Here is a 21483-nt window from a genome sequence, read left to right as displayed (position 1 = left end):
AAACTGCCTTCCGGTTCCTTCAGCCCTCGTCCTCTACCAGCGAGTTGTTGTGTTTTAGTGGTTGTTGCGTACCGCACTACTGCAATTCGTCTCTACCTGCCGCTTTCTTTCCGCTACTCCGCTCTTTGCTCTCTTCCGCTTTTGCGAGTTCCGAATCCCGAATCATCCATCCCGGTCTTCAGAACTCCCCGCGATACCAGTTCTGGATCTTCTTGAACCAGCTGCCCGCCTTGCCCGTCGGCAGTGAAGGCCGCCGCGGGTGTTCGATCTGGCTGCCCATCAGCAGCAGGCCCACGCCGGTGGCGTGGACCGGATTGCCGACCACTTCGCCCAGGCCGGTGACGTGCTGCGGGATGCCCACGCGCACCGGCATCTGCAGCATTTCCTCGGCCAGTTCGACCACCCCTTCCATCTTGGAAGCGCCGCCGGTCAGGACCATGCCGGCACGCACCCGCTCCTCGAAACCGGAGCGGCGCAGTTCGGCCTGGACCATCTCGAAAATTTCCTCGTAACGCTGCTGCACGGCCTGCGCCAGCGAATGGCGCGGCAGGCGGCGCGGCGGACGATCGCCCACGCTCGGCACCTGGATGCTTTCCTCGGCGGTGGCCAGCTGCGCCAGCGCGCAGGCGTAGCGCACCTTGATCTGCTCGGCTTCCGGGGTCGGCGTGCGCAGCATGTGCGCGATGTCGTTGGTGACCTGATCGCCGGCGATCGGCAGCGAGGCGGTGTGGCAGATCGCGCCCTGCATGAACACCGCCAGATCGGTGGTGCCCGCGCCCAGATCGACCAGGACCACGCCGAGTTCACGCTCGTCGCTGGTCAGCACCGCGACGCTGGAGGCCAGCGACGAGAAGATCAGATCATCGATCTGCAGGCCGCAGCGCTGCACGCACTTGCTGATGTTGGCCGCCGCGGACTGCGCGCAGAACACCAGGTGCGCGTCCACTTCCAGGCGCACGCCGGTCATGCCGACCGGGTTGCGGATGCCTTCCTGCGAGTTGTCCAGCTTGTACTCGCGCGGAATGGCGTGAAGGATTTTCTGGTCGGCGGGAATGGCGACGGCCTTGGCCGCCTCCAGCACCCGATCCAGATCCCCCCAGGTCACTTCGCCATCCCGGATCGGCACGATGCCCGGCGAGTTGCGGCACTGCACGTGGTTGCCGGAAATCGACGCGTAGACCGAACGGATCTCGCAGCCGGCCATCAGTTCGGCCTCTTCGACCGCGCGCTGGATCGACTGCACGGTCGATTCGATGTCGACCACCACGCCCCGCTTCAACCCGCGCGATTCATGCGAGCCGATGCCGATCACCTCGATCGGATTGCCGGGGGCGTACTCGCCCACCAGTGCGGTGACCTTGGAGGTGCCGATGTCGAGACCGACGATCAGCGATTTGTCGCCCTTGCGATTCATGTCGAAAAACCGAGATTTGATAGGGGGGATGGGGGATTGGAAAGAACCGGAACCGGCATCAGGCGATGCATCGCCAACGGTGGGCTTGCCACGCGCGCTCCCGAGTCCCCGATTTCCAGCCCCGGCTTCGCCGCGCCCCAGCTGAGCGCGAAACCGTTGGTGTAACGCAGGTCCGCGCGCACCAGCGGTTGGCCCTGGCGCGCGAGGATCTGCGGGAGCATGCGCACGAAGCGGCTCAGGCGCGGACGGGCATCGGCGCGACCGATGACCACTTCGGTGCCGTTGCCCAGGGTCAGCGTCCAGCTGCCGCGACGATCCATGACCAGCGTTTCGACGCTCAGGCCCAGTGGCGCGAACAGCTGGCGCGCCTCGTTGTACAGCGCGATCACTTCCTGCACCTGCGAATCCGGCCCGCCCAGTTGCGGCAGCTTCAGTGCCTGCAGCGCCTTCGGGGTCGGGAACAGGCGGCCATGCTCGGACAGCAGGCGGTCCTTGCCCCAGCGCGCGAACGGACGATGCTCGACGATGCTGATCTCCATCACGTCCGGCCAGCGCTTGCGCACTTCCGCGCGCTCGACCCAGGGCAGCTTTTCCACCGCGTCCTGGGCTTCCTGCAGGCGGACCGCAAAGAAACCGCGCTTCGCGTAGGGCAGCACCACCGAGCGCAGCTGCGCCGGCTCCACGCGCTCGAATTCGCCGTGCAGGCGCAGCCGGGTCAGCGGCCAGCGATCGGCGCCGATCCAGCCGTTGACCACCGCCACCACCGGCAGCGCGACGAGCGCGACGGCCAGCAGCCAGGCGAGGATGCGCAGCACGGCGTTCATCAGCCGTCCACCTCCGGCAGCGTCTGTTCCAGGATGCGCCAGCACAGATCGGCGAAATCCAGGCCCGCCTGGCCGGCGGCCTTCGGCACCAGCGAATGGCTGGTCATGCCCGGCGCGGTGTTCACTTCCAGCAGGTAGAAGCGCCCGCTGGCGCGATCGCGCATCACGTCGACGCGCCCCCAGCCACGGCATCCGGCGGCACGGAACGCGGCCAGTGCGATGCGCCGGATCTCGGCCTCGTCGTCGCCTTCCAGGCCAGGACACAGGTACTGGGTGTCCTCGGCCACGTACTTGGCGTGGTAGTCGTACCACTGGCCCTTGGGCACGATCCGGATCGACGGCAACGCGACGTCGCCGAGGATGCCCACGGTCAGTTCGTCGCCCTCGACCAGTTGTTCCATCAGCAGTTCACCGTCGTAGCGGGCGGCCAGTTCCACCGCGCTGTCGAGATCGCTGTCCTGGAAAACCCGGGTCACGCCCACGCTGGAGCCTTCGTTGGCCGGCTTGACGATCACCGGCAGGCCCAACTCGCGCGCGCCCGCATGCACGTCGTCGCCCTTCAGCAGGCGCACGTAGCGCGGCGTGGGCAGGCCCAGCGACAACCACACCTGCTTGGTGCGCACCTTGTCCATGCTCAGGGCCGAGCCCAGCACCGGCGAGCCGGTGTACGGCATGCCGAAGGCTTCCATCAGACCCTGCACGATGCCGTCCTCGCCACCGCCCTTGTGGCCGTGCAAGATGTTGAACACGCGGTCGAACCGGCGCTGCACCAGCGCCTCGGCCAACGCGGGAATGCCGTCCACGGCGGTGGCGTCGATGCCGCGCGAGCGCAGCGCCTCCAGCACGTTGCGGCCGGAATCACGCGAAACCTCGGCCTCGCTGGAGGTACCGCCGAGCAGCACCGCGACGCGGCCGAAGCGGGCCGGGTCGGTGACGCGTGGCGGCGGGAACGAAAACTTGCTCATGAGTGTTGTTGCGCCTTCGCGCTGTTGGGATCCACGAAACCATGCGCCGCGATCTGCTGCGAGATGTGGCCGATGTCGCCGGCGCCCATCAGCAACAGCAGATCCCCGTCGCGCAGCACGTCCGGCAGCACGTCGACCAGGTCGGCGACCTGGCTCACCACCACCGGTTCGTTGCGGCCACGCGCGCGGATGGCGCGCGCCAGCGACTTGGCGTCGGCGCCGGCGATCGGCGCCTCGCCGGCCGGATACACCTCGCTCAACACCAGCGCGTCGGCTTCCGACAGGACCGCGGCGAACGCGTCGAACTGATCCCGCGTGCGGCTGTAGCGGTGCGGCTGGAACGCCACCACCAGGCGCTTGTCCGGCCAGCCGCCACGCGCGGCCGCGAACACCGCGGCCAGTTCCTTCGGGTGATGGCCGTAGTCGTCGACTAGGCGGACCCGCGCGCCATTGGCGGTGGCGACTTCGCCCAGATCGTTGAAGCGGCGGCCGATGCCGGCGAACTTTTCCAGCGCGGCGGCAATGTTCTCCGGCGACACCCCCAGCTGCCAGCCGACGGTGGCGGCGGCCAGCGCATTGAGCACGTTGTGGCGACCCGGCAACGCCAACGTCACCGGAATGCTGACGTCCTCCGGCAGGCGCAGGGTGAAGCGCATGCGCCCGGCTTCCTGGGCGACATCCTCGGCACGCACGTCGGCATTGTCGGCGAAGCCATAGGTCATCACGTGGCGCGGGGTTTCCGCGGCCAGCGCGGCGACCTCGGGATCATCGATGCACAGCACCGCCAGGCCGTAGAACGGCAGCCGCTGCAGGAACTCGGCGAACGCGGCCTTGACCCGCTCGAAATCGTTGCCGTAGTTCTCCAGGTGATCCGCATCGATGTTGGTGACGATCGAGATCAGCGGATTCAGGCGCAGGAAGCTGCCATCGCTTTCGTCCGCCTCGGCCACCAGCCACTGGCCATCGCCAAGCTTGGCGTTGGCGCCGGCGGCCAGCAGCTGGCCGCCGATCACGAAGGTCGGATCCAGCCCGCCTTCGCTCAGCACCGCCGCGGTCAGGCTGGTGGTGGTGGTCTTGCCATGCGTGCCGGCCACCGCGATGCCGCGGCGGAAGCGCATCAGTTCGGCAAGCATCGCCGCGCGCGGCACGATCGGAATCCGCTGCGAGCGGGCTTCCATCAGTTCCGGGTTGTCGTGCTTGATCGCGCTGGACACGACCACGCAGTCGGTTCCCAGCACATTGGAGGCGTTGTGGCCGCGCATGACCCGCGCGCCGAGCGAAGTCAGCCGGCGGGTCGCGGCATTGTCGGCGTTGTCCGAGCCGGATACTTCATAGCCCAGCGTGCACAGCACTTCGGCGATGCCGCTCATGCCGGATCCACCGATGCCGACGAAGTGGACGCGGCGGAATTCGCGCGCCAGGTTGCCGGTGTGCTGCAGGCGGCGTTCGCGTGCGGCGGCCATCATGGGGCACCTCCGGTGCCGCGACTCGACATCCGCGATCCGGGGTTCATGCGCGCGCACGCGCGGGCACCGCCGGCGGCGCCGCTGTTGCGAATCCCGAATCCACAATCACGAATCACGGCTTTCCTCCAGAATGATGTCGGCGATGCGGTCGGCCGCATCGGTCCTGGCCAGGCCGCGCGCGGCCTCTGCCATGGCGGTTCTTTTTTCCGGATGCTGCGCGAGATCGCTCAGCACCCCATGCAGTCGTTCGGCCAGGTAGTCGTCCTGCTTCAGCAGGACGGCGGCGTCGCGTTCGACCAGGAATTCGGCATTGCGGGTCTGGTGGTCGTCCACCGCCTGCGGGAACGGCACCAGCACGCTGCCGACACCGACCGCGCACAGCTCGGCCAGGGTGGACGCGCCGGCGCGGCAGACCACCAGATCGGCCCAGCCGTAGGCGGCCGCCATGTCGGTGATGAAAGCCTCCACGCTCGCGGACACGCCTGCGTCGGCATAGGCCTTCACCGCTTCATCGCGCATCTTTTCGCCGCACTGGTGGCGGATCTCCACCGCCACTTCCGCGCCCAGCATCGACACCGCGCGCGGCACCGCCTGGTTGAGCGCGCGCGCGCCCTGGCTGCCGCCGAGCACCAGCACGTGCAGCGGGCCTTGCCGGCCGCCCATGCGCTGCAGCGGCGGCGCCACCGCGGCGATCTCCTCGCGCACCGGGTTGCCGACGTATTCCTCGCCCGTGGCGAAACTGCCCGGGAAGCCACTCAGGACCCGGCGGGCGAAGCGCGCCAGCACCCGATTGGTGAAACCGGGCGCGCGGTTCTGCTCATGCACCAGCAGCGGCATGCCCAGCAGGCGCGCGGCCACGCCCCCCGGACCGGCGGCGAAACCACCGAAACTGACCACCGCGCGCGGACGCCGCGCGCGCAGCAGGCGCATGGCGCCGGCAATCGCGCGACCGACCCGCAGCGGCGCACCCAGCAGCGCCAGCTTGCCCTTGCCACGCAGGGCCGCGATCGGCAGCGTGTCCAGCGGGATGTCGTGGGGCGGCACCAGGCGGGTTTCCATCGCGCCGTCGGCACCCAGCCAGGTCACCGGCACGCCGCGCGCGCGCAGCACCTTGGCCACCGCCAGCGCGGGGAAGATGTGGCCGCCGGTGCCGCCGGCCAGGATCATCACGGGCTGGGCCGCGCTCATGCGGTCCTCCCGCCGAAGATCGGCTCGATGCGCTGGCGCAGGCGACTGGTGCCGCGCACTGGCGCCGGCTCCGGCGTTGCCGGCGACGCGGCGGAGGCTGCCGGCATCGGCGCGGCGACCGGCGCTTCCGCCGATGCGGCGACCGGATCCCCGCCCGCCTGCAGCTCCCCGCGCAGCGCCACCTGGCGTTGCGCGCGCTCCAGTTCATAGGAAACGCGCAGCAGCAGGCCCATGGCGGCGCAGGTCATCAGCACGCTGGAGCCGCCGGAGGAAATCAGCGGCAGGGTCAGGCCCTTGGTCGGCAGCAGCCCCAGGTTCACGCCCATCGAAACGAAACTCTGCAGGCCAATCCACAGCGCGATGCCGAAGGCGCAGTAGCCGGCGAAATGGCGACGCATCTCGACGCAGCGCAGGCCCACCCAGAACGCGCGGCCCACCAGCAGCGCGTACAGGCCGATCACCAGGCAGATGCCGGCGAAACCGAGCTCCTCGCCGATCACCGAGAAGATGAAGTCGGTATGCACTTCCGGCAGGTAGTTGAGCTTGAGCACCGATCCGCCGAGGCCGATGCCGGCCCATTCGCCGCGACCGATCGCCATCAGCGCATTGGTCAGCTGGTAGCCGGAGCCGAACGGATCCGCCCACGGATCGGCGAACGAGGTCAGCCGGCGCATGCGATAGGGCTCGGCGATGGCGATCACCGCCAGCACCGGCAGGCCGACCAGGACCGGGCCGAACATGCGCGGCATGTTGACGCCGCCCAGCACCAGCATGCCGGCGGTGATCGCCAGCAGCAGCGAGGACGAACCGAAGTCGGGCTGCATCAGCAGCAGCGCCACCAGCACCACCACCACGCCCAGCGGCTTGAGCATCGCGATCCAGGTCGCGTTGACCTCGTCGCGGAAACGGACCAGGTAGCTGGCCAGCCAGACGATGAAGAAGACCTTGACCGCTTCGACCACCTGGAAATTGGAGACACCCAGGTTGATCCAGCGATGCGCGCCCTTCACGCTCACGCCCAGCCCCGGCACGAACACCAGCAGCAGCAGGCCCACGCAGCCCAGCAGCAACAGCTGGTTGTAGTGTTCGACGGTCTTCAGTTCGGTCCGCATCGCCCAGATCGCCAGGCCCAGGCCACCGGCCAGGAACATCAGGTGGCGGACCAGGTAATAGAACGGCGTGGCGGTCTGCGAGATCGAACTCGATGCCACCATCACCACGCCCAGCGAGGCAAGCGCCAGCGCCGCGCCCAGCAGCCACGGGTCGTAGCGGCCACCGATGGCCTCCAGTCGCGTTGCCTGGCGCACGCGCTCGTTCATCAGCGCACCTTCAACGTGGCCAGTCCGACCAGGACCAGCACCACCGAGATGATCCAGAAGCGCACGATCACGCGCGGCTCCGGCCACCCCTTCAGTTCGAAGTGATGGTGGATCGGCGCCATCCGGAACACGCGCTTGCCGGTGAGCTTGAACGAGGCGACCTGGATCATCACCGAGAGCGTCTCGATGACGAAGATGCCGCCCATGATCACCAGCACCAGTTCCTGGCGGACGATCACCGCGATGGTGCCGAGCACCGCGCCCAGCGCCAGCGCGCCGATATCGCCCATGAACACCATCGCGGGATAGGTGTTGAACCAGAGGAAGCCCAAGCCGGCGCCGGCGATGGCCGCGCAGATGATCACCAGTTCGCCCGCCCCCGGCACCTGCGGGATCTGCAGGTAGTTGGAGAACACCGCGTTGCCCGAGGCGTAGGCGAAGATGCCCAGCGCGCAGGCGACCAGCACGGTCGGCATGATCGCCAGGCCGTCCAGGCCGTCGGTCAGGTTGACCGCGTTGGAGAAACCGACGATCCAGAAGTAGGCGATGGCGACGAAGCCGATGCCCGCCAGCGGCAACGCGATCGACTTGAAGAACGGCACATAGAAGGTCGTCGCCGCGGGCACGTCGGCGTACAGGTACAGGTACAGGCCGGCGGCCAGGCCGAAGATGGACTGCAGCAGGTACTTCCAGCGCGACTTCAGGCCGTTGGGATCACGCCGGACGATCTTGATCCAGTCGTCGTACCAGCCGATGGCGCCGAACGCCAGCATCACCAGCACCACCACCCACACGTACTTGTTGCGCAGGTCGCCCCACAGCAGCACGGCGGCCAGCACCGTCATCAGAATCAGGCCGCCGCCCATGGTCGGCGTGCCGGCCTTGGAGAAATGCGTCTGCGGACCATCCTGGCGGATCGGCTGGCCGCCCTTGAACTGGGCCAGGCGGCGGATCACCGCCGGTCCCCACCACAGCGACAGGAACAGCGCGGTCAGCGCGGCCAGGATGCCGCGGAAGGTCAGATAGCCGAACAGCCCGAAGAAATTCTCCAGGCTCTGCAGCCAACGCGCGAGTTCAAGCAGCATGCGGTTTCCCCTCCCCTTCGGCCAGCAGCGCCGTGACGATCTTGTCCATGGCGCTGCCGCGCGAACCCTTCACCAGGCAGCGCACGCCGGCATGGAGATCGGCGCGCAGCGCTTCGGCCAGGGTCTTGTGTGTGTCGAAATGGCGGGCGCCGTCGCCGAACGCCTGCGCGGCGTGCTGGCTGAGCGGGCCCAGCGTGTAGAGGCGGCGGATGCCGGCGGTGCGGGCGCGGCTGCCGGCGTCGGCGTGCAGCGCCTCGGCGTCGGCGCCGAGTTCGCGCATGTCGCCCAGCACCAGCCACGCTTCGCCGCCCGCGCTGGCGAGCGCGTCGATGGCCGCGGCCAGCGAACCCGGGTTGGCGTTGTAACTGTCGTCAATCAACACGGCGCCGTTGCCCAGCGTGTGCGCGATCTGGCGGCCCGCCACCGGCTGGGCGGCGGCCAATCCCTCGGCGATCGTCGCCAGCGAGACGTCGCAGGCCAGCGCCAGCGACGCCGCGGCCAGCGCGTTGAGCACGTTGTGGCGGCCCGGCAGGTGCAGCTCGACCGGCACTTCGCCCTGCGGCGTGACCAGCACGAAACGCGAACCCGCCGCGTCCGCGCGGATATCGCGCGCGCCCACGTCGGCGCTGGCCTCCAGGCCAAAGCGCAGGATGCGGCGGTCGGCGACCCGCTCGGCGAAATACTCGGCGAACGCATCGTCGGCGTTGATGACCGCGGTGCCGGACGCGGGCAGCGCGTCGTAGATCGCGCCCTTGGTCTCGGCCACGCCCAGCAGCGATCCCATCCGCTCCAGATGGGCGGCGGCCACGTTGTTCACCAGCGACACATCGGGGGCGACGATGTCGGTCAGGTAGGCGATGTCGCCCGGCTGGCCGGCGCCCATTTCGTAGACCGCGAAATCGGCGTCGTCCGGCGCATCGATGACGGCCAGCGGCAGGCCGATTTCGTTGTTGCGGTTGCCCGGATTGAAATAGGTCACGCCAGCGCGCTGCAGGATCGCGACCAACAGGGTCTTGACCGAAGTCTTGCCGTTGCTGCCGGTGATGGCGACGACTTTGCCCGACTGATCCTGATGGATGCCGGCGGCGATCCGGGCCAGCGCCAGCTGGCTGTCACCGACCACGATCTGCGGCAGATCCACCTTGACCGCATGTTCGACCAGCACGGCGCTGGCCCCACGCATGGCCGCGTCGTAGGCGAAGTCGTGGCCATCGAAGCGTTCGCCGCGCAGCGCCACGTACAGGCTGCCCGGCTGCAGGGCGCGGGTGTCCTGGGTCATCGCGTCCACCACGGCGTCGTCGCCCTGGAGTTCGCCTCCGGCCCAGTGGGCGAGCAGCGAGAGCGGCAGGCGCTTCATGCGCGTCCCTCCAGCGCCTGGCGGGCCACCGCGGTGTCGTCGAACGGATGCTTCACGCCATTGATTTCCTGGTACGGCTCATGGCCCTTGCCGGCGATCAGGACGATGTCGTCCTCGTCCGCTTCGCCGACCGCGCGTTCGATCGCCTGGCGGCGATCGCGCAGCACGGTGATCGCGTCGGGCTTCGCGAAGCCGGCCATGATGTCGGCGACGATGCGGTCGCCGTCCTCGTTGCGCGGGTTGTCGTCGGTGACGAATACGCGGTCGGCTAGCCGCTCGGCGACCGCGGCCATCTGCGGACGCTTGCCGGTGTCGCGTTCGCCACCGCAGCCGAACACGCAGATCAGGCGGCCGGCGACGTGGTCGCGCAGGCTGGCCAGCGCCTGTTCCAGCGCGTCGGGCGTGTGGGCGTAATCGATCACGATCAGCGGCAGGCGGCGGCCCTGCTCGTCGGCGTTGCCGCCCAGCCGGTTCATGCGGCCGTGGATGGGCTGCAGACGCGACAGCGTGCGCGAGATTTCCAGCGGCGTTTCGCCCAGCGCGTACAGCACGCCGGCCACCGCCAGCAGGTTGTCGACATTGAAGCGCCCCAGCAGGCGCGACTGCACCGGGTGCGATTCGCCGGCCGCGGCCAGATCGAAGGCGATGCCGGAAGCGTCCAGGCGCAGCGCTTCCGCGCGCAGCGTGGCCGCCTCCTGGCCCCGCGAGCTCACGCCCACGCCCTGCACCGCGGGTGGCAGGTGCGGATAAAGCACGCGACCGTACTCGTCGTCCAGATTGATCACCGCCGCCTTGAGTTCCGGCCATGCGAACAGGCGCGCCTTGGCGGCGCCGTAGGTCGCCATGTCGCCGTGGTAGTCGAGATGATCGCGGGTGAGATTGGTGAACACGCCGACATCGAAATGGATACCGTCCACCCGCCCCTGATCCAGCGCGTGCGAACTGACCTCCATCGCCACCGCCTTGGCGCCGGCGTCGCGCAGCTGCGCCAGCAGTGCGTGCATCTGCAGCACCAGCGGGGTGGTGAAACCGGTCGGCACGACTTCGCCGTACATGCCGGCGCCCAGCGTGCCGACGCTGCCGCAGCGCGTGCCGCGGATATGCCAGGCCTGCGCCAACAGTTGCACCGTGGAGGTCTTGCCGTTGGTGCCGGTGACGCCCACGACCTTCATGTCGCGCGAAGGAAAGGCGTGGAAGCGATCGGCCATCGCGCCCATCCGCGCGCGCAGGCCCGGCACGGCGATGGCATCGCCCGGAACTTCCATGCCGGCCGGAACCGGGGGTTCGTACAGGATCGCGCTGGCGCCCTTCTGCCGGGCCTGATCGACGAAGTTCAGGCCATGCGCGCCGAAACCGGCAATCGCCACGAAGGCATCGCCCGGCTCGATCGCGCGGCTGTCCTGGACCAGGCCGCGCACGACGATGTCGCGCGGCACGTCCACGTCGGGCAGCAGTTCGGCGAGGGCCATCATGCGCCTCATCGCACGCCTCCCGTGCCCTGCGCGGCGACCGGAGGCGGCGCGTCGAAGGTGGGCGAGTCGGTGATGTCGGCGGCATCGTCCAGGCTCGCCGGCAGGGCGGTGGCGGCGGCGGCGGCGGGCTTGCCGCCGGCTAGCTTGCCCTCGGCCTTGGCCTGCACGGCCAGCCAAGTCTCGATGTCGTCCGGCGGCACGTCCATCAGGCGCAGCGCGCCATCCATGACGTTGTGGAACACCGGCGCGGCCACGAGGCCGCCGTAGTAGCCGCCTTCCTGCGAATCGCTGATCACCACCACCGCGGCGAAGCGCGGGTTGCTGGCCGGCACCAGGCCGGCGAACAGCGAGGCGTAGCGTCCGCGCGCGTAGCCGCCACCGGACGCCATGCGCGCGGTACCGGTCTTGCCGGCGACGCGGTAGCCCAGCACGCCGGCGCGCTTGGCGCCGCCCTGGGTGACGACGGTTTCCATCATGCCGACGACTTCCCGGGCGATGGCCGGATCCAGCACCTGCGGCGCGTCGTGGTGCTCGCCCTTGACGAAGGTCGGCGTCACCAGGCGGCCGCCGTTGCCTAGCGCGGCGTAGGCCCGCGCGAGTTGCAGCGGCGTGACCGAGAGGCCATAGCCGTAGGACATCGTCGCCTTCTGCAGACCGTTCCAGCGCGCGGGCGGCGCCAGGATGCCGACCGCCTCGCCCGGAAACCCGCTGCCGGGCGCGCTGCCGTAGCCGAAGCTGCGCACCACCGAATAGAAGTAGTCGTTGGGCAGCTTCTCGGCCAGCTTCACCGAACCGATGTTCGAGCTCTTGGTGATGATGCCGGTGACGGTCAGCACGCCATTGTTCCGGGGCACGTCGCGGATCGTGTAGCGGCCCAGCGACATGTAGCCCGGCGAGGTGTTGATCAGCGTGTTCGGGGTCACCGCCCCGGCCTTGAGCGCGGCCGACACCGTGATCGGTTTCATCGTCGAGCCCGGCTCGACCACGTCGGTCACCGCGCGGTTGCGCCGGGTCTCGGCGCCCACCTGCCCGATCGCGTTCGGGTTGTAGGTCGGCAGGCTGACCATCGCCAGCACTTCGCCGGTGGCCACGTCCAGGATCACCATCGAGCCGCTGCTGGCCTGGTGTTCGATCAGCGCGTTGCGCAGCTCGCGGAAGGCCAGGAACTGGATCCGGCGGTCGATGCTGAGGGTCAGGTCCTTGCCCGGCTGCGCCGAGCGCACCAGATCGACGTTCTCGACGATGCGGCCGCGGTTGTCGCGGATCACCTTCTTGGCGCCGGCCTTGCCGCGCAGCCATTCGTCGAACGCCAGTTCCAGGCCTTCCTGGCCGCGATCGTCGATGTTGGTGAAGCCCAGCACGTGCGCCATCGCTTCGCCCTGCGGATAGAAGCGGCGGAACTCGCGCTGCGAGAACACGCCCGGCACCTTGTGCGCCAGGATCCGGTGCGCCTCGTCCGGATTGATCCGGCGCTTGAGATACACGAATTCCTTGTCGGCGCGCTGCGACAACCGGTTGGTCAGGTGATCCACCGGCACGCCCAGCGCCTGCGCGAGTTCCGGCAGGCGATCGGGCGCCTTCAGCAGCTCGCGCGGATTGGCCCACACCGATTCCACCGGCGAGGACACCGCCACCGGCTCGCCGTTGCGATCGGTGATCATGCCGCGCGAGGTCGGGATCGGAATTTCGCGCAGGAAGCGCGAATCGCCCTGGCGCTGGTAGAAGTCGTGGTTGATCAGCTGCACGTAGGCGGCACGGCCGATCAGGCTCACCGAGCACAGGCCCAATGCGCCGATGACCAGCGCCAGCCGCCCGCGCAGGTTGAAACGGGCGCGGTTGCGGTTCTTCAGCGGCGGCGTGCTGCGCGAATTCATGGGCGCACCACCACCACGTCATTGGTCTCCGGGAACTTCATGCCCAGCCGCACCCGCGCGATCTGGTCGATGCGGTTGCTCTCGGCCACGGTGGCCTGCTCCAGCTGGAGCCGGCCGAATTCGATGTTCAGCTCGTCGCGCGAGCGTTCCAGCCGCGACAGTTCGACGAACAGTTGGCGGTGGCGGTGGCGCGCATAGATGACGCCGATGGCCGAAGCCACGTTCGCCAGCAGCAGGACCGCGACCAGGAAGCGCATCATGCCGCCGCCTCCAGTTTCTCGGCCACGCGCAGCACCGCGCTGCGGGCGCGCGGATTGCCGGCGATCTCCTCGGCCGTGCCCTTGCGGGCGTCGCCGATGGCGCGCAGGGTCGGCACGAAATGTTCCTGCACCGGCAGGCGGCGGTTGGCCGGCGGCGCCTTGGCGTGAGCGGCGATGAACCGCTTGACGATGCGGTCTTCCAGCGAATGGAAGCTGATGACGGCCAGCCGCCCCCCCACCTTAAGGCGCGTCAGCGCGGCATCCAGCCCGGCTTCCAGATCGGCCAGTTCGCGGTTGATGTGGATGCGGATGGCCTGGAAGCTGCGGGTGGCCGGATGGATGTCCTGCTTTCCGCGCGGCATCGCCGAAGCGATGACCTCGGCCAGATCCGCGGTGCGGACGAACGGCTGCGCGGCGCGGCGCGCGACGATCGCGCGCGCGATCCGGCGGCTCATGCGTTCCTCGCCATAGGTCCACAGCACGTCGGCGATCTCGCGCTCGTCGGCGCGCGCCAGCCACTGCGCGGCGCTCTCGCCGGAGTCGGGATCCATGCGCATGTCCAGCGGACCGTCCTTGCCGAAGCTGAAACCACGCTCGGCCACGTCCAGCTGCGGCGAGGAGACGCCCAGATCCAGCAGCACGCCGTCGAGTCCGTCGAGGGTCGCTTCCCATTCCGCCAATCCGGCAAAACTGCCACGGCGAATCGCGACGCGCGCATCGCCCGCGAACGTCCGTTCGGCATGCGCGATCGCTTCGGGATCCTTGTCCATCAGCAGCAGCCGACCTCCCGGCCCCAGTCGTTCCAGCACACCGCGCGCGTGTCCTCCACGCCCGAACGTGCCGTCCAGATACGTCCCATCCCGTTTCACCTGCAGCCCTTCCATGACCTGCGTGTACAACACCGGCAAATGCAGCGCTGGAAGGTGACCGGCCTGCGCGGACTGCCGCGTGCCGTCACCAGTCCTCACAAGCGCAACTCGAGCATGTGCGCGCTGAGATCCTCATCGCCGATGGTCTGGCGGATCTGCGCGTGGTGTGCCTGCTCGCTCCACAGTTCAAACTTGTCGCCCATGCCCAGCAGCACCGCTTTCTTCTCGATGCCGACCGCGCTGCGGTGGCTCGCCGGAATGCTGATGCGGCCGTTGCCGTCCAGTTCGACCACCGCCGCCGCACCGATCAGCTTGAGCTGCAGGCTGCGGTGCGCACGCTGGGTGCTGGGCAGCTTGCTGACCTCGTCCCGGACCCGCTGCCACTCCTGTTCGGGGTACAGGTACAGGCTGCCGGCCTCGAACGGGTTGTAGGTGATGACCAGCCGGTTGCCGCACTCACGCGCGACCAGGTCGCGGTAAGCGGTGGGCACCGCTAGCCGTCCCTTGTCGTCAACCGTGATGGCGGTCTCACCCTGAAACACAAATGCTGCCCTTGCCCGTCCGCACGAAGGCGGTAATTGAACCACGAAAACCCACTAAAAACCCGGTTTTCCCTCGGATGCCCACATTAGCATCGCGCACAGGGTTGTCAACAGGCAGATCGACAAAAAATCGCTTGATGTATCAAGGGCTTGCAGCGAACTTCAGAGACTTGTTCAAGCCTTATCCACAAGTTGCTGTTTCGTCTCAGATTTTGAGATTCGGTGAGGATTCACCGACGTGAGCGCGACGTGATCCCTGTCTCACAGCTGATTGCGACGACTGACGAAATGCAGTCCGGCAGTCCAGAATGGCGCCATGTGTCTGCTCGCCGTCGCCTGGAACACCCACCCCCGCTGGCGGCTGGTCATGGCCGGTAACCGCGACGAAGCCCACGAGCGCCCGACCGCTCCCCTCGCCGCCTGGTCCGACCGGCCGGAAGTGCTGGCCGGCCGCGATCTCCGCTCGGGCGGCACCTGGGCGGGTATCGACAGATCCGGGCGCATGACCGTGGTGACCAATGTCCGCGACCCGCGCCTGGTCGTGCCGCAGGCGCCATCCCGGGGGGCGCTGGCCGCGGATTTTCTCGGCGGGAACGCGTCGGCGGGGGGATACGCCGGCACCGTCGAGGCCAGGGCGGCGGCCTACGCGCCCTTCAATCTCCTGGTTGCGGACGCCAACGTCTGCGAATACGTAAGCAACTACCCGCATCCACGCCGGATTTCGCTCTCTGACGGCGTGCATGGCCTCTCCAACGGCGACCTCGACGAACCCTGGCCGAAGACGGTCAGGTTGATGCAGGTGATGTCCGACTGGGTGTCCAGTCGGCGGGATGACGTGGACATGCTCTGGCGCGGCCTGGCCGACGAACACCTGGCCGCCGACCGCGACCTGCCCGACACCGGCGTGGGCCTGGAACGCGAGCGCCTGCTATCGGCCGCCTTCATCCGCAACCCGATCTACGGCACCCGCGCCAGCACGATCATCGCCATCGACCATCAGGGCCACGGCTGGATCAGCGAATGCCGCTTCGCCCCCGACGGCACCCTGCTCGGTGAAACCACCCTCGACAACCACCCCGCTCCATAACGACGAATCGCACGGCGAAACATCTCGTTACGGAATTCACGAACGGCGAATCGAACCGCGTGGGTCCGCCACGAATCAATGTGCCTGGCGAAGCGCCCATCTAGTCGACAAGTGGAGCGTGGTACCCCGCTTCGCCAACGCTCCAAGTCAGGGGCGGATTCACACCGGCGGCGCGAATGGGGGTCCGGAGATACGAGCCTGAGGCTGGCGATGCACATGCATCGTGGGGCTTCTGTTGACGCAGGCGCCAGCGCGGCGGCGGACGGGGATAGTCATTGCCGGACGATGCGCCGGATTCTGTACCCAAGCCCCCCTGAGTCAGGGGGCGGATTCGCGCCAGCGGCGCGAATGGGAGTCAGGAGATACGAGCCTGAGGCTCGCGATGCGGATGCATCATGGGGCTTCTGTTGACGCAAGCGTCAACAGAAGCGGCGGAGCCGGCCGATAAGCCGGGTTCTGTCGTGGACAGTCATTCCTCTAGGCGCAGCGTCACCGCTACGCTCAAGCAACCTACCCGGAAGCACCGCGGGCCGCGGCATTGCCTCCCTATTTGGTCTTGCTCCCGGTGGGGTTTGCCGTGCCGGTCCGTTGCCGGACTCGCGGTGCGCTCTTACCGCACCATTTCACCCTTGCCACGCGCTCCGGAGAGCCGTTCGGCGGTATCTTTCTGTTGCACTTTCCGTCGGCTCGCGCCGCCCAGGCGTTACCTGGCACCGTGCCCTGTGGAGCCCGGACTTTCCTCGGCATGCTTGCGCATGACGCGACTGTCTGGCCGGCTCCGCCGCGGGCATTGTCTCACGGCGCGCGCGCGCGGTGCTGAATCCAGGCGATGGCCGCGCGCGAAAACTTCAGTCCTTCTGCCCGTACAACGCCTTGCGCGGCGCGCCGGTGATCTCCGCCGCCAGCTTGGCGGCCGCCGAGGGCGGCAGGTGTGCGTTGAGCAGCGTGTAGACGCGACGGCCTTCGGCGATCTGGGCATCGGCATCCTCGCCGGCGCCCTGCACGATCACCACGAACTCTCCCTTGCGCTGGTTGTCGTCGGTTTCCACCCGCCGGTGCAGATCGGCCAGGTTGCCGTCCAGCACGGTCTCGAACAGTTTGGTCAGTTCGCGCGCGAGCACCGCCGGGCGCGCATCACCGAAAGCGGCGCGCATGTCGGCCAGGGATTCGGCGATGCGATGAGACGACTCGTAGAAGACCAGCGTGCGCGATTCGCCCGCCAGCGCGGCGAGCTGATCGCGACGCGCCGAGGCCTTGGCCGGCAGGAATCCCTCGAACACGAACCGGTCGCTGGGCAGACCCGCCACGCTTAGCGCGGCGATCGCGGCACAGGCGCCCGGCACCGGACTGACCGGGATGCCGGCCGCGCGCGCGGCGCGCACCACCCGGTAGCCGGGATCGCTGACCAACGGCGTGCCGGCGTCACTGACCAGCGCCAGCGACTCTCCCGCCTGCAGGCGCGCGACGATGCGCTGCGCCAGCGCGTCCTCGTTGTGCTCGTGCAGGGCGATCAGGGGCCGCTCGACGCCGAAATGGGCCAGCAACTGGCCGCTGCGGCGGGTGTCCTCGGCGCAGACGGCGGCGACCTGGCGCAGGGTCTCCAGCGCGCGGGGCGACAGGTCGGCCAGGTTGCCGATGGGCGTGGCGACGATGAACAGGGTTCCGGCGGGCATTCAGTGGGGATCCTTCGGCAGGGGTAGAATCGTAGCCGGTTCCTCCGCCCCGCCGTCGCCGATGCCTATGGAAATGCGCTTCGCAAGGATTCTCGCCCCGCTGCTGCTGGCCGTGCTGTTCGCCGGTTGCGCGACCACCCAGGTCAGCGGTCCGACCACGCCGAAGGGCCAGGCCTCCGCCGCCATCGCCCGTGCGGCGGAGCTGGCGCGGCAGGATGCCGTCCTCACTGGGCAGGCCCGCGCCGACAACGCGCGCGAGATCGACCGCCTGCTGTCCGGGCTGGACGATGCCACCCTTTCGAAGGACGCCGCCGCGCTGCCGGCCGGCGATCCGCTGTACAAGTTCGCCGGCCGCGCGCTGCTGCGGCGCGGACTGGCGCTGCCGCGGCCGTTCGATCGCGACCAGTGGCAGTTCGGCAACCGGCCGCCGGCCGAGCGCGACGGCTACCGTCCGCCGGTGAAGCTGGCGGTCCTGCTGCCGCTGTCCGGCGATCTGGCCACCGCCGCGCAGCCGGTCCGCGACGGCCTGATGGCGGGCTACTACGGCGAAAGCCGGCGCCGCCCGGAAGTGCAGTTCTTCGACACCAGCGGCACCGCCGGTGGCGCGATCGCCGCCTATGGCCGCGCGGTCGCCGCCGGCGCCGACTTCGTGATCGGTCCGCTGGGCCGCGACGAGGTCAGCGCCCTGTTCCACGAGCCCGCGCTGAAAGTGCCCACGCTGGTGCTCAACCGCGGCAACGTGCCGCCGCCGAACGGCATGGCCGGTTTCTCGCTGACGCCGGAAGACGACGGCATCATGGCCGCCGAATACCTGCTGGAACGCGAGCGCCGCAACGTGCTGGTGATCGGCGGCGCCGACGACAACGGCCGGCGCGCGGCGCAGGCGTTCGCCGAGCGCTTCAGCGAGCGCGGCGGCAAGGTCGCGGCCAACCTCAGCGTCGGCGACACGCCCGGCGATCTATCCGCCGCGCTGGCGTCCGCCGCGCAATCCAACGTGGATGCGGTGTTCCTGGCGGTGAAAGGCGCGACCGCGCGCCTGCTCGCCCCGCAGCTGGCGCTGGCCGGCCTGGGTGGCAAGAGCCGGGTGGCGACGTCGCAGCTGCTGTCCGGCACCGGCAAGGTGCAGGACGACATGGCGCTGGACGGCATCGTGTTCCCGACCGAAGCCTGGACCACCCGCGGCGTGCCCGGCCTGCCGCCGGCCAGCGTGACCGGCGAACGCCTAGCGACCGCGCGCGGACCCGCCGCGCGCCTGTTCGCGTTCGGCTACGACGCCTGGCTGCTGACCGCCTACCTGGAAAAGCTGGCCAACGACACCAACGAAGGCCTGCGCGGCGCCACCGGCGTGCTGCGCCTGGACGGTTTCGGCAACGTGCTGCGCTCGCCGGCGTGGTCGACCTTCCGCAGCGGCGCGGTGGTTCCCATCGCCGATGGCGGTTGATCGCCGCGCCCAGGGGGCGTTGGTCGAACAGGCCGCGCGCGGATTCCTGATCCGCGCCGGGCTCCAGCCGGTGGCCGCGAACGTGAACTATCGCGGCGGCGAACTGGACCTGGTGATGCGGGACGGGCGGAGCGGCGAGGACACGCTGGTGTTCGTCGAGGTCCGCCACCGCCGCTCGGACGCCTTCGGCGGCGGCGCCGCTTCGGTGGACGTCGGCAAGCGCCGCCGCCTGATCGGTGCGGCGCTGCGCTTTCTGGCTGCCCATCCGCATTACGCCGACCTGCCCTGCCGCTTCGATGTCATCGACGCGCAGGGCGATCCGCAATCGCCCCGGTTGAACTGGATCATGGACGCGTTCCGCGCCGACGACGCGTGAGTCGCGGGGATACCGCCTCCCTTAGAATGGCGCGGTGACCACGCCCTTGCCCGCCGCCCTCGATGCCGCGCTGAGCGAACTGCTCGGCGACGGTTGGCTGACCGACGCCGACGCCCGCCGCCGCTACGGCGAGGACAATTCACGCCGCTACGCCCTCGCCGATGCGGTGGCGTTGCCGGGCACCCGCGAACAGGTCCAGGCCATCGTCCGCCTGTGCCGGGAACACCGGGTGCCGATCGTCGCCCGCGGCAGCGGCACCAGCAGCACCGGCGCGGCGATTCCCTACGCGGGCGGTGTGGCGGTCTCGTTCGAGCGGATGAACCGGATCCTGCGCATCGAAGCCGGCGACCGCTACGCGGTGGTGGAAGCCGGCGTGCTCAACAGCGAACTGCAGGCCGCGATCGCGGCGCATGGCCTGTTCTGGGCGCCGGATCCCGCCAGCGCCGACGTCGCCACGATTGGCGGCAACCTGGCCTGCAACGCCGGCGGGCCGCACGCGGTGAAGTACGGCGCCACCCGCGACAACGTGCTCGGCCTGCAGGCCGTCACCGGCACCGGCGATCTGATCGCCTGCGGCAGCGTCACCACCAAGGACGCGACCGGCTACGACCTCACCCATCTGCTGATCGGCAGCGAGGGCACGCTCGGCCTGATCGTGGAAGCGACCCTGCGCCTGCTGCCGAAGCCGCCGCGCCGCGCCAGCCTGCGCGCGCTGTACGGCGACGTCACCCAGGCCGCCGCCGCGGTGTCGCGGGTGATGGCGCAACCGGTGGCGCCGGCGATGCTGGAATTCATGGACCGCGCCTGCATCCGGCTGGCGCGCGAGGTGGGCGGCGCGGACATTCCCGACGCCGGCGCGCTGCTGATGATCGAGGTCGACGGCGAACACGAAACCCTGCCGCATGCGCTGGAAGCGGTGGCGGCGGCCGCCGCCGGCGAGGGCCTGATAGCGCTGGACGAGGCGCCGGACGAAGCCGCGCGCGAACGCCTGTGGTCCGCACGCAAATCGTTGTCGCCGGCCCTGCGCACGATCGCCGCCGGCAAGATCAACGAGGACGTGGTGGTGCCGGTCAGCCGCATCCCGGATCTGGTCGGCGGAGTCGAGAAGATGGCCGCCGGGTTCGATCTGCCGATCGTCGTGTTCGGCCACGCCGGCAACGGCAACCTGCACGTCAATATCCTCTACGACCCGCAGGACGCCGACCAGACCGCGCGGGCACGCGCCGCGCTGCCGCGCCTGTTCGAACTGACCCTGTCGCTCGGCGGCACCCTGTCGGGCGAACACGGCATCGGCGTGGCCAAGCGCGATTTCATGCCCCACGCATTCACCCCGGCGACGCTGGCGGCGATGCGCGCGATCAAGCACGCGCTCGACCCGGACGGCATCCTCAATCCGGGCAAGGTCCTGCCGCCGTGAAGCGCCTGGGGCTGCTGCTCCTGCTGTTGGGCGCCGGCATCGCCCACGCCGCCGCGCAGTCTCCCGGCAACCCGCCGCCCCAGCGCCCCACTCTGCGGGTGCTGCTGATCGGCAACAGCCTGATCTACACCAACAACCTGCCTGGCCTGCTGCGCAGCCTGGCGCGCGCGCAGGACACGGGCCCGTTGATCGAAACCGGGACCTACGTGATGCCCGGTGCGGAGCTGGCCCAGCACTGGAAGAGCGGCGCCGCGGTGAAAGCGCTGGAACAGGAACATTGGGACGCCGTGATCCTGCAGGAACGCGGCGGCCTGCTCGCCTGCCTCGCCAGTCCCGCGCAGAAGGAGCAGGACGGTTGCCGCAACAGCCTGCGCACGCATCGCCGCTTCGCCGAGCTTGCCGAGCGGCGCGGCGCGCGCGTGCTGCTGCTGGGCACCTGGGGACCGGATGCCACCTGGCAGGACAACCTGGATCGCGGCCTGCGCCAGGTCGCGCGCGAAACCGGCGCGACGCCGGTGATGGCCGGCACCCGTCTGCGCGCCTACGAAGCGGCATCCGGCGGCAAGCCCAAGTCGCTGTTCACCGATGACAGCCTGCATCCTTCCCTGCCCGCGTCGCTGATCGTGGCGGCGGTGCTGTATCGGGAAATCACCGGCGCGCCGGCGAAGGCGGCAAATTTACGCCTGGATTTTCCGCTGTTGCCGCCCGGCGCCCGCATGGGCGACAACCTGCCGCTGGAGCGCAATGAGGCGCTCAACGCACTGGCCAGGCCGGTCACCTTGGGCGCGGGCGAACTGCCGCCGCTGCTGGAAGCCGCTCAGCCGGCGCACTGATCACACTGCGGGAAGGATCGC

At 69.2% G+C, this 21483-nt stretch carries 18 protein-coding genes, 1 other RNA gene and 1 pseudogene; 5 read left to right on the top strand and 15 right to left on the bottom strand.

Annotation, left to right across the window (positions count from 1 at the left end):
• Positions 1-178: 178 nt before the first annotated feature.
• From ftsA to mraZ, 13 genes are all read right to left on the bottom strand, one after another.
• On the bottom strand, positions 179-1414 hold the full coding sequence (gene ftsA, locus ACTHN1_RS12670) for a cell division protein FtsA (RefSeq protein ID WP_141455691.1): 1236 nt from the start codon (positions 1412-1414) through the stop codon (positions 179-181).
• Positions 1411-2238, bottom strand: coding sequence for a cell division protein FtsQ/DivIB (locus ACTHN1_RS12665; protein WP_440471299.1), 828 nt, complete (start codon positions 2236-2238; stop codon positions 1411-1413). Before ACTHN1_RS12665 ends, ftsA begins: the two co-directional genes overlap by 4 nt.
• The gene (locus ACTHN1_RS12660; protein WP_440471298.1) at positions 2238-3203 is read right to left on the bottom strand and encodes a D-alanine--D-alanine ligase; all 966 of its coding nucleotides are present in this window, start codon (positions 3201-3203) and stop codon (positions 2238-2240) included. Before ACTHN1_RS12660 ends, ACTHN1_RS12665 begins: the two co-directional genes overlap by 1 nt.
• Positions 3200-4669 (bottom strand): UDP-N-acetylmuramate--L-alanine ligase, encoded by a 1470-nt coding sequence (gene murC, locus ACTHN1_RS12655; protein ID WP_440471297.1) that lies wholly within the window; start codon positions 4667-4669, stop codon positions 3200-3202. Before murC ends, ACTHN1_RS12660 begins: the two co-directional genes overlap by 4 nt.
• A gap of 105 nt (positions 4670-4774) precedes the next feature.
• The gene (gene murG / locus ACTHN1_RS12650; protein ID WP_440471296.1) at positions 4775-5857 is read right to left on the bottom strand and encodes an undecaprenyldiphospho-muramoylpentapeptide beta-N-acetylglucosaminyltransferase; all 1083 of its coding nucleotides are present in this window, start codon (positions 5855-5857) and stop codon (positions 4775-4777) included.
• The gene (gene ftsW / locus ACTHN1_RS12645) at positions 5854-7176 is read right to left on the bottom strand and encodes a putative lipid II flippase FtsW (protein WP_440471295.1); all 1323 of its coding nucleotides are present in this window, start codon (positions 7174-7176) and stop codon (positions 5854-5856) included. The genes murG and ftsW overlap by 4 nt, the downstream gene beginning before the upstream one ends.
• A complete protein-coding gene (mraY, locus tag ACTHN1_RS12640; protein WP_440471294.1) occupies positions 7176-8261 on the bottom strand; it encodes a phospho-N-acetylmuramoyl-pentapeptide-transferase in 1086 nt (361 codons plus the stop codon). Before mraY ends, ftsW begins: the two co-directional genes overlap by 1 nt.
• Positions 8251-9618 (bottom strand): UDP-N-acetylmuramoyl-tripeptide--D-alanyl-D-alanine ligase, encoded by a 1368-nt coding sequence (locus tag ACTHN1_RS12635; protein WP_440471293.1) that lies wholly within the window; start codon positions 9616-9618, stop codon positions 8251-8253. Before ACTHN1_RS12635 ends, mraY begins: the two co-directional genes overlap by 11 nt.
• Positions 9615-11099 carry a UDP-N-acetylmuramoyl-L-alanyl-D-glutamate--2,6-diaminopimelate ligase gene (locus tag ACTHN1_RS12630; RefSeq protein WP_440471292.1) on the bottom strand — a complete coding sequence of 495 codons (1485 nt, stop codon included), beginning with the start codon at positions 11097-11099 and terminating at the stop codon, positions 9615-9617. Before ACTHN1_RS12630 ends, ACTHN1_RS12635 begins: the two co-directional genes overlap by 4 nt.
• Positions 11096-12964, bottom strand: a complete 1869-nt coding sequence (locus ACTHN1_RS12625; RefSeq protein WP_440471291.1) for a peptidoglycan D,D-transpeptidase FtsI family protein — start codon at positions 12962-12964, stop codon at positions 11096-11098. Before ACTHN1_RS12625 ends, ACTHN1_RS12630 begins: the two co-directional genes overlap by 4 nt.
• Positions 12961-13224: a cell division protein FtsL gene (ftsL, locus tag ACTHN1_RS12620; RefSeq protein ID WP_295379901.1), complete on the bottom strand. Its 264-nt coding sequence runs from the start codon at positions 13222-13224 to the stop codon at positions 12961-12963. Before ftsL ends, ACTHN1_RS12625 begins: the two co-directional genes overlap by 4 nt.
• Complete coding sequence (rsmH, locus tag ACTHN1_RS12615; RefSeq protein ID WP_440471290.1) at positions 13221-14192, bottom strand: 16S rRNA (cytosine(1402)-N(4))-methyltransferase RsmH; 972 nt, start codon at positions 14190-14192, stop codon at positions 13221-13223. Before rsmH ends, ftsL begins: the two co-directional genes overlap by 4 nt.
• Positions 14189-14635, bottom strand: coding sequence for a division/cell wall cluster transcriptional repressor MraZ (gene mraZ, locus ACTHN1_RS12610; protein WP_440471289.1), 447 nt, complete (start codon positions 14633-14635; stop codon positions 14189-14191). The genes rsmH and mraZ overlap by 4 nt, the downstream gene beginning before the upstream one ends.
• A 316-nt stretch (positions 14636-14951) precedes the next feature.
• On the opposite strand from mraZ, the gene ACTHN1_RS12605 reads away from it, so the two are divergent.
• A complete protein-coding gene (locus ACTHN1_RS12605; RefSeq protein ID WP_440471288.1) occupies positions 14952-15722 on the top strand; it encodes an NRDE family protein in 771 nt (256 codons plus the stop codon).
• A gap of 429 nt (positions 15723-16151) precedes the next feature.
• Here the strand turns inward: ACTHN1_RS12605 and rnpB are convergent.
• Together rnpB and rsmI are read right to left on the bottom strand one after the other, a co-directional pair.
• Positions 16152-16502: RNase P RNA component class A (gene rnpB, locus ACTHN1_RS12600), an RNA gene on the bottom strand.
• Positions 16503-16570: 68 nt separating this feature from the next.
• Positions 16571-17395, bottom strand: a complete 825-nt coding sequence (gene rsmI / locus ACTHN1_RS12595) for a 16S rRNA (cytidine(1402)-2'-O)-methyltransferase (RefSeq protein WP_440471287.1) — start codon at positions 17393-17395, stop codon at positions 16571-16573.
• A 193-nt stretch (positions 17396-17588) separates the two neighbouring features.
• On the opposite strand from rsmI, the pseudogene ACTHN1_RS12590 reads away from it, so the two are divergent.
• From ACTHN1_RS12590 to ACTHN1_RS12575, 4 genes and pseudogenes are all read left to right on the top strand, one after another.
• A pseudogene (locus ACTHN1_RS12590) lies at positions 17589-18836 on the top strand (penicillin-binding protein activator); the annotation flags it as partial.
• Complete coding sequence (locus tag ACTHN1_RS12585; protein WP_440471286.1) at positions 18826-19212, top strand: YraN family protein; 387 nt, start codon at positions 18826-18828, stop codon at positions 19210-19212. The pseudogene ACTHN1_RS12590 and the gene ACTHN1_RS12585, both read left to right, overlap by 11 nt.
• 34 nt (positions 19213-19246) lie before the next feature.
• Complete coding sequence (locus ACTHN1_RS12580; protein ID WP_440471285.1) at positions 19247-20629, top strand: FAD-binding oxidoreductase; 1383 nt, start codon at positions 19247-19249, stop codon at positions 20627-20629.
• Complete coding sequence (locus tag ACTHN1_RS12575) at positions 20626-21462, top strand: hypothetical protein (protein WP_440471284.1); 837 nt, start codon at positions 20626-20628, stop codon at positions 21460-21462. Before ACTHN1_RS12580 ends, ACTHN1_RS12575 begins: the two co-directional genes overlap by 4 nt.
• The last annotated feature ends 21 nt before the right edge of the window (positions 21463-21483 follow it).

Source organism: Pseudoxanthomonas sp., assembly GCF_051953815.1.
Classification (GTDB): domain Bacteria; phylum Pseudomonadota; class Gammaproteobacteria; order Xanthomonadales; family Xanthomonadaceae; genus Pseudoxanthomonas_A.
This window is presented reverse-complemented; position numbering and strand designations above follow the sequence as displayed.

Coding starts and splice junctions, on each gene's coding strand:
- rsmI (WP_440471287.1), bottom strand. CDS start 17,395: ATGCCCGCCGGAACCCTGTTCATCGTCGCCACGCCCATCGGCAACCTG.
- ftsA (WP_141455691.1), bottom strand. CDS start 1,414: ATGAATCGCAAGGGCGACAAATCGCTGATCGTCGGTCTCGACATCGGC.
- ftsW (WP_440471295.1), bottom strand. CDS start 7,176: ATGAACGAGCGCGTGCGCCAGGCAACGCGACTGGAGGCCATCGGTGGC.
- ACTHN1_RS12660 (WP_440471298.1), bottom strand. CDS start 3,203: ATGAGCAAGTTTTCGTTCCCGCCGCCACGCGTCACCGACCCGGCCCGC.
- ACTHN1_RS12635 (WP_440471293.1), bottom strand. CDS start 9,618: ATGAAGCGCCTGCCGCTCTCGCTGCTCGCCCACTGGGCCGGAGGCGAA.
- ACTHN1_RS12625 (WP_440471291.1), bottom strand. CDS start 12,964: ATGAATTCGCGCAGCACGCCGCCGCTGAAGAACCGCAACCGCGCCCGT.
- ACTHN1_RS12605 (WP_440471288.1), top strand. CDS start 14,952: ATGTGTCTGCTCGCCGTCGCCTGGAACACCCACCCCCGCTGGCGGCTG.
- murG (WP_440471296.1), bottom strand. CDS start 5,857: ATGAGCGCGGCCCAGCCCGTGATGATCCTGGCCGGCGGCACCGGCGGC.
- ACTHN1_RS12665 (WP_440471299.1), bottom strand. CDS start 2,238: ATGAACGCCGTGCTGCGCATCCTCGCCTGGCTGCTGGCCGTCGCGCTC.
- mraY (WP_440471294.1), bottom strand. CDS start 8,261: ATGCTGCTTGAACTCGCGCGTTGGCTGCAGAGCCTGGAGAATTTCTTC.
- ACTHN1_RS12585 (WP_440471286.1), top strand. CDS start 18,826: ATGGCGGTTGATCGCCGCGCCCAGGGGGCGTTGGTCGAACAGGCCGCG.
- murC (WP_440471297.1), bottom strand. CDS start 4,669: ATGATGGCCGCCGCACGCGAACGCCGCCTGCAGCACACCGGCAACCTG.
- ACTHN1_RS12630 (WP_440471292.1), bottom strand. CDS start 11,099: ATGAGGCGCATGATGGCCCTCGCCGAACTGCTGCCCGACGTGGACGTG.
- ftsL (WP_295379901.1), bottom strand. CDS start 13,224: ATGATGCGCTTCCTGGTCGCGGTCCTGCTGCTGGCGAACGTGGCTTCG.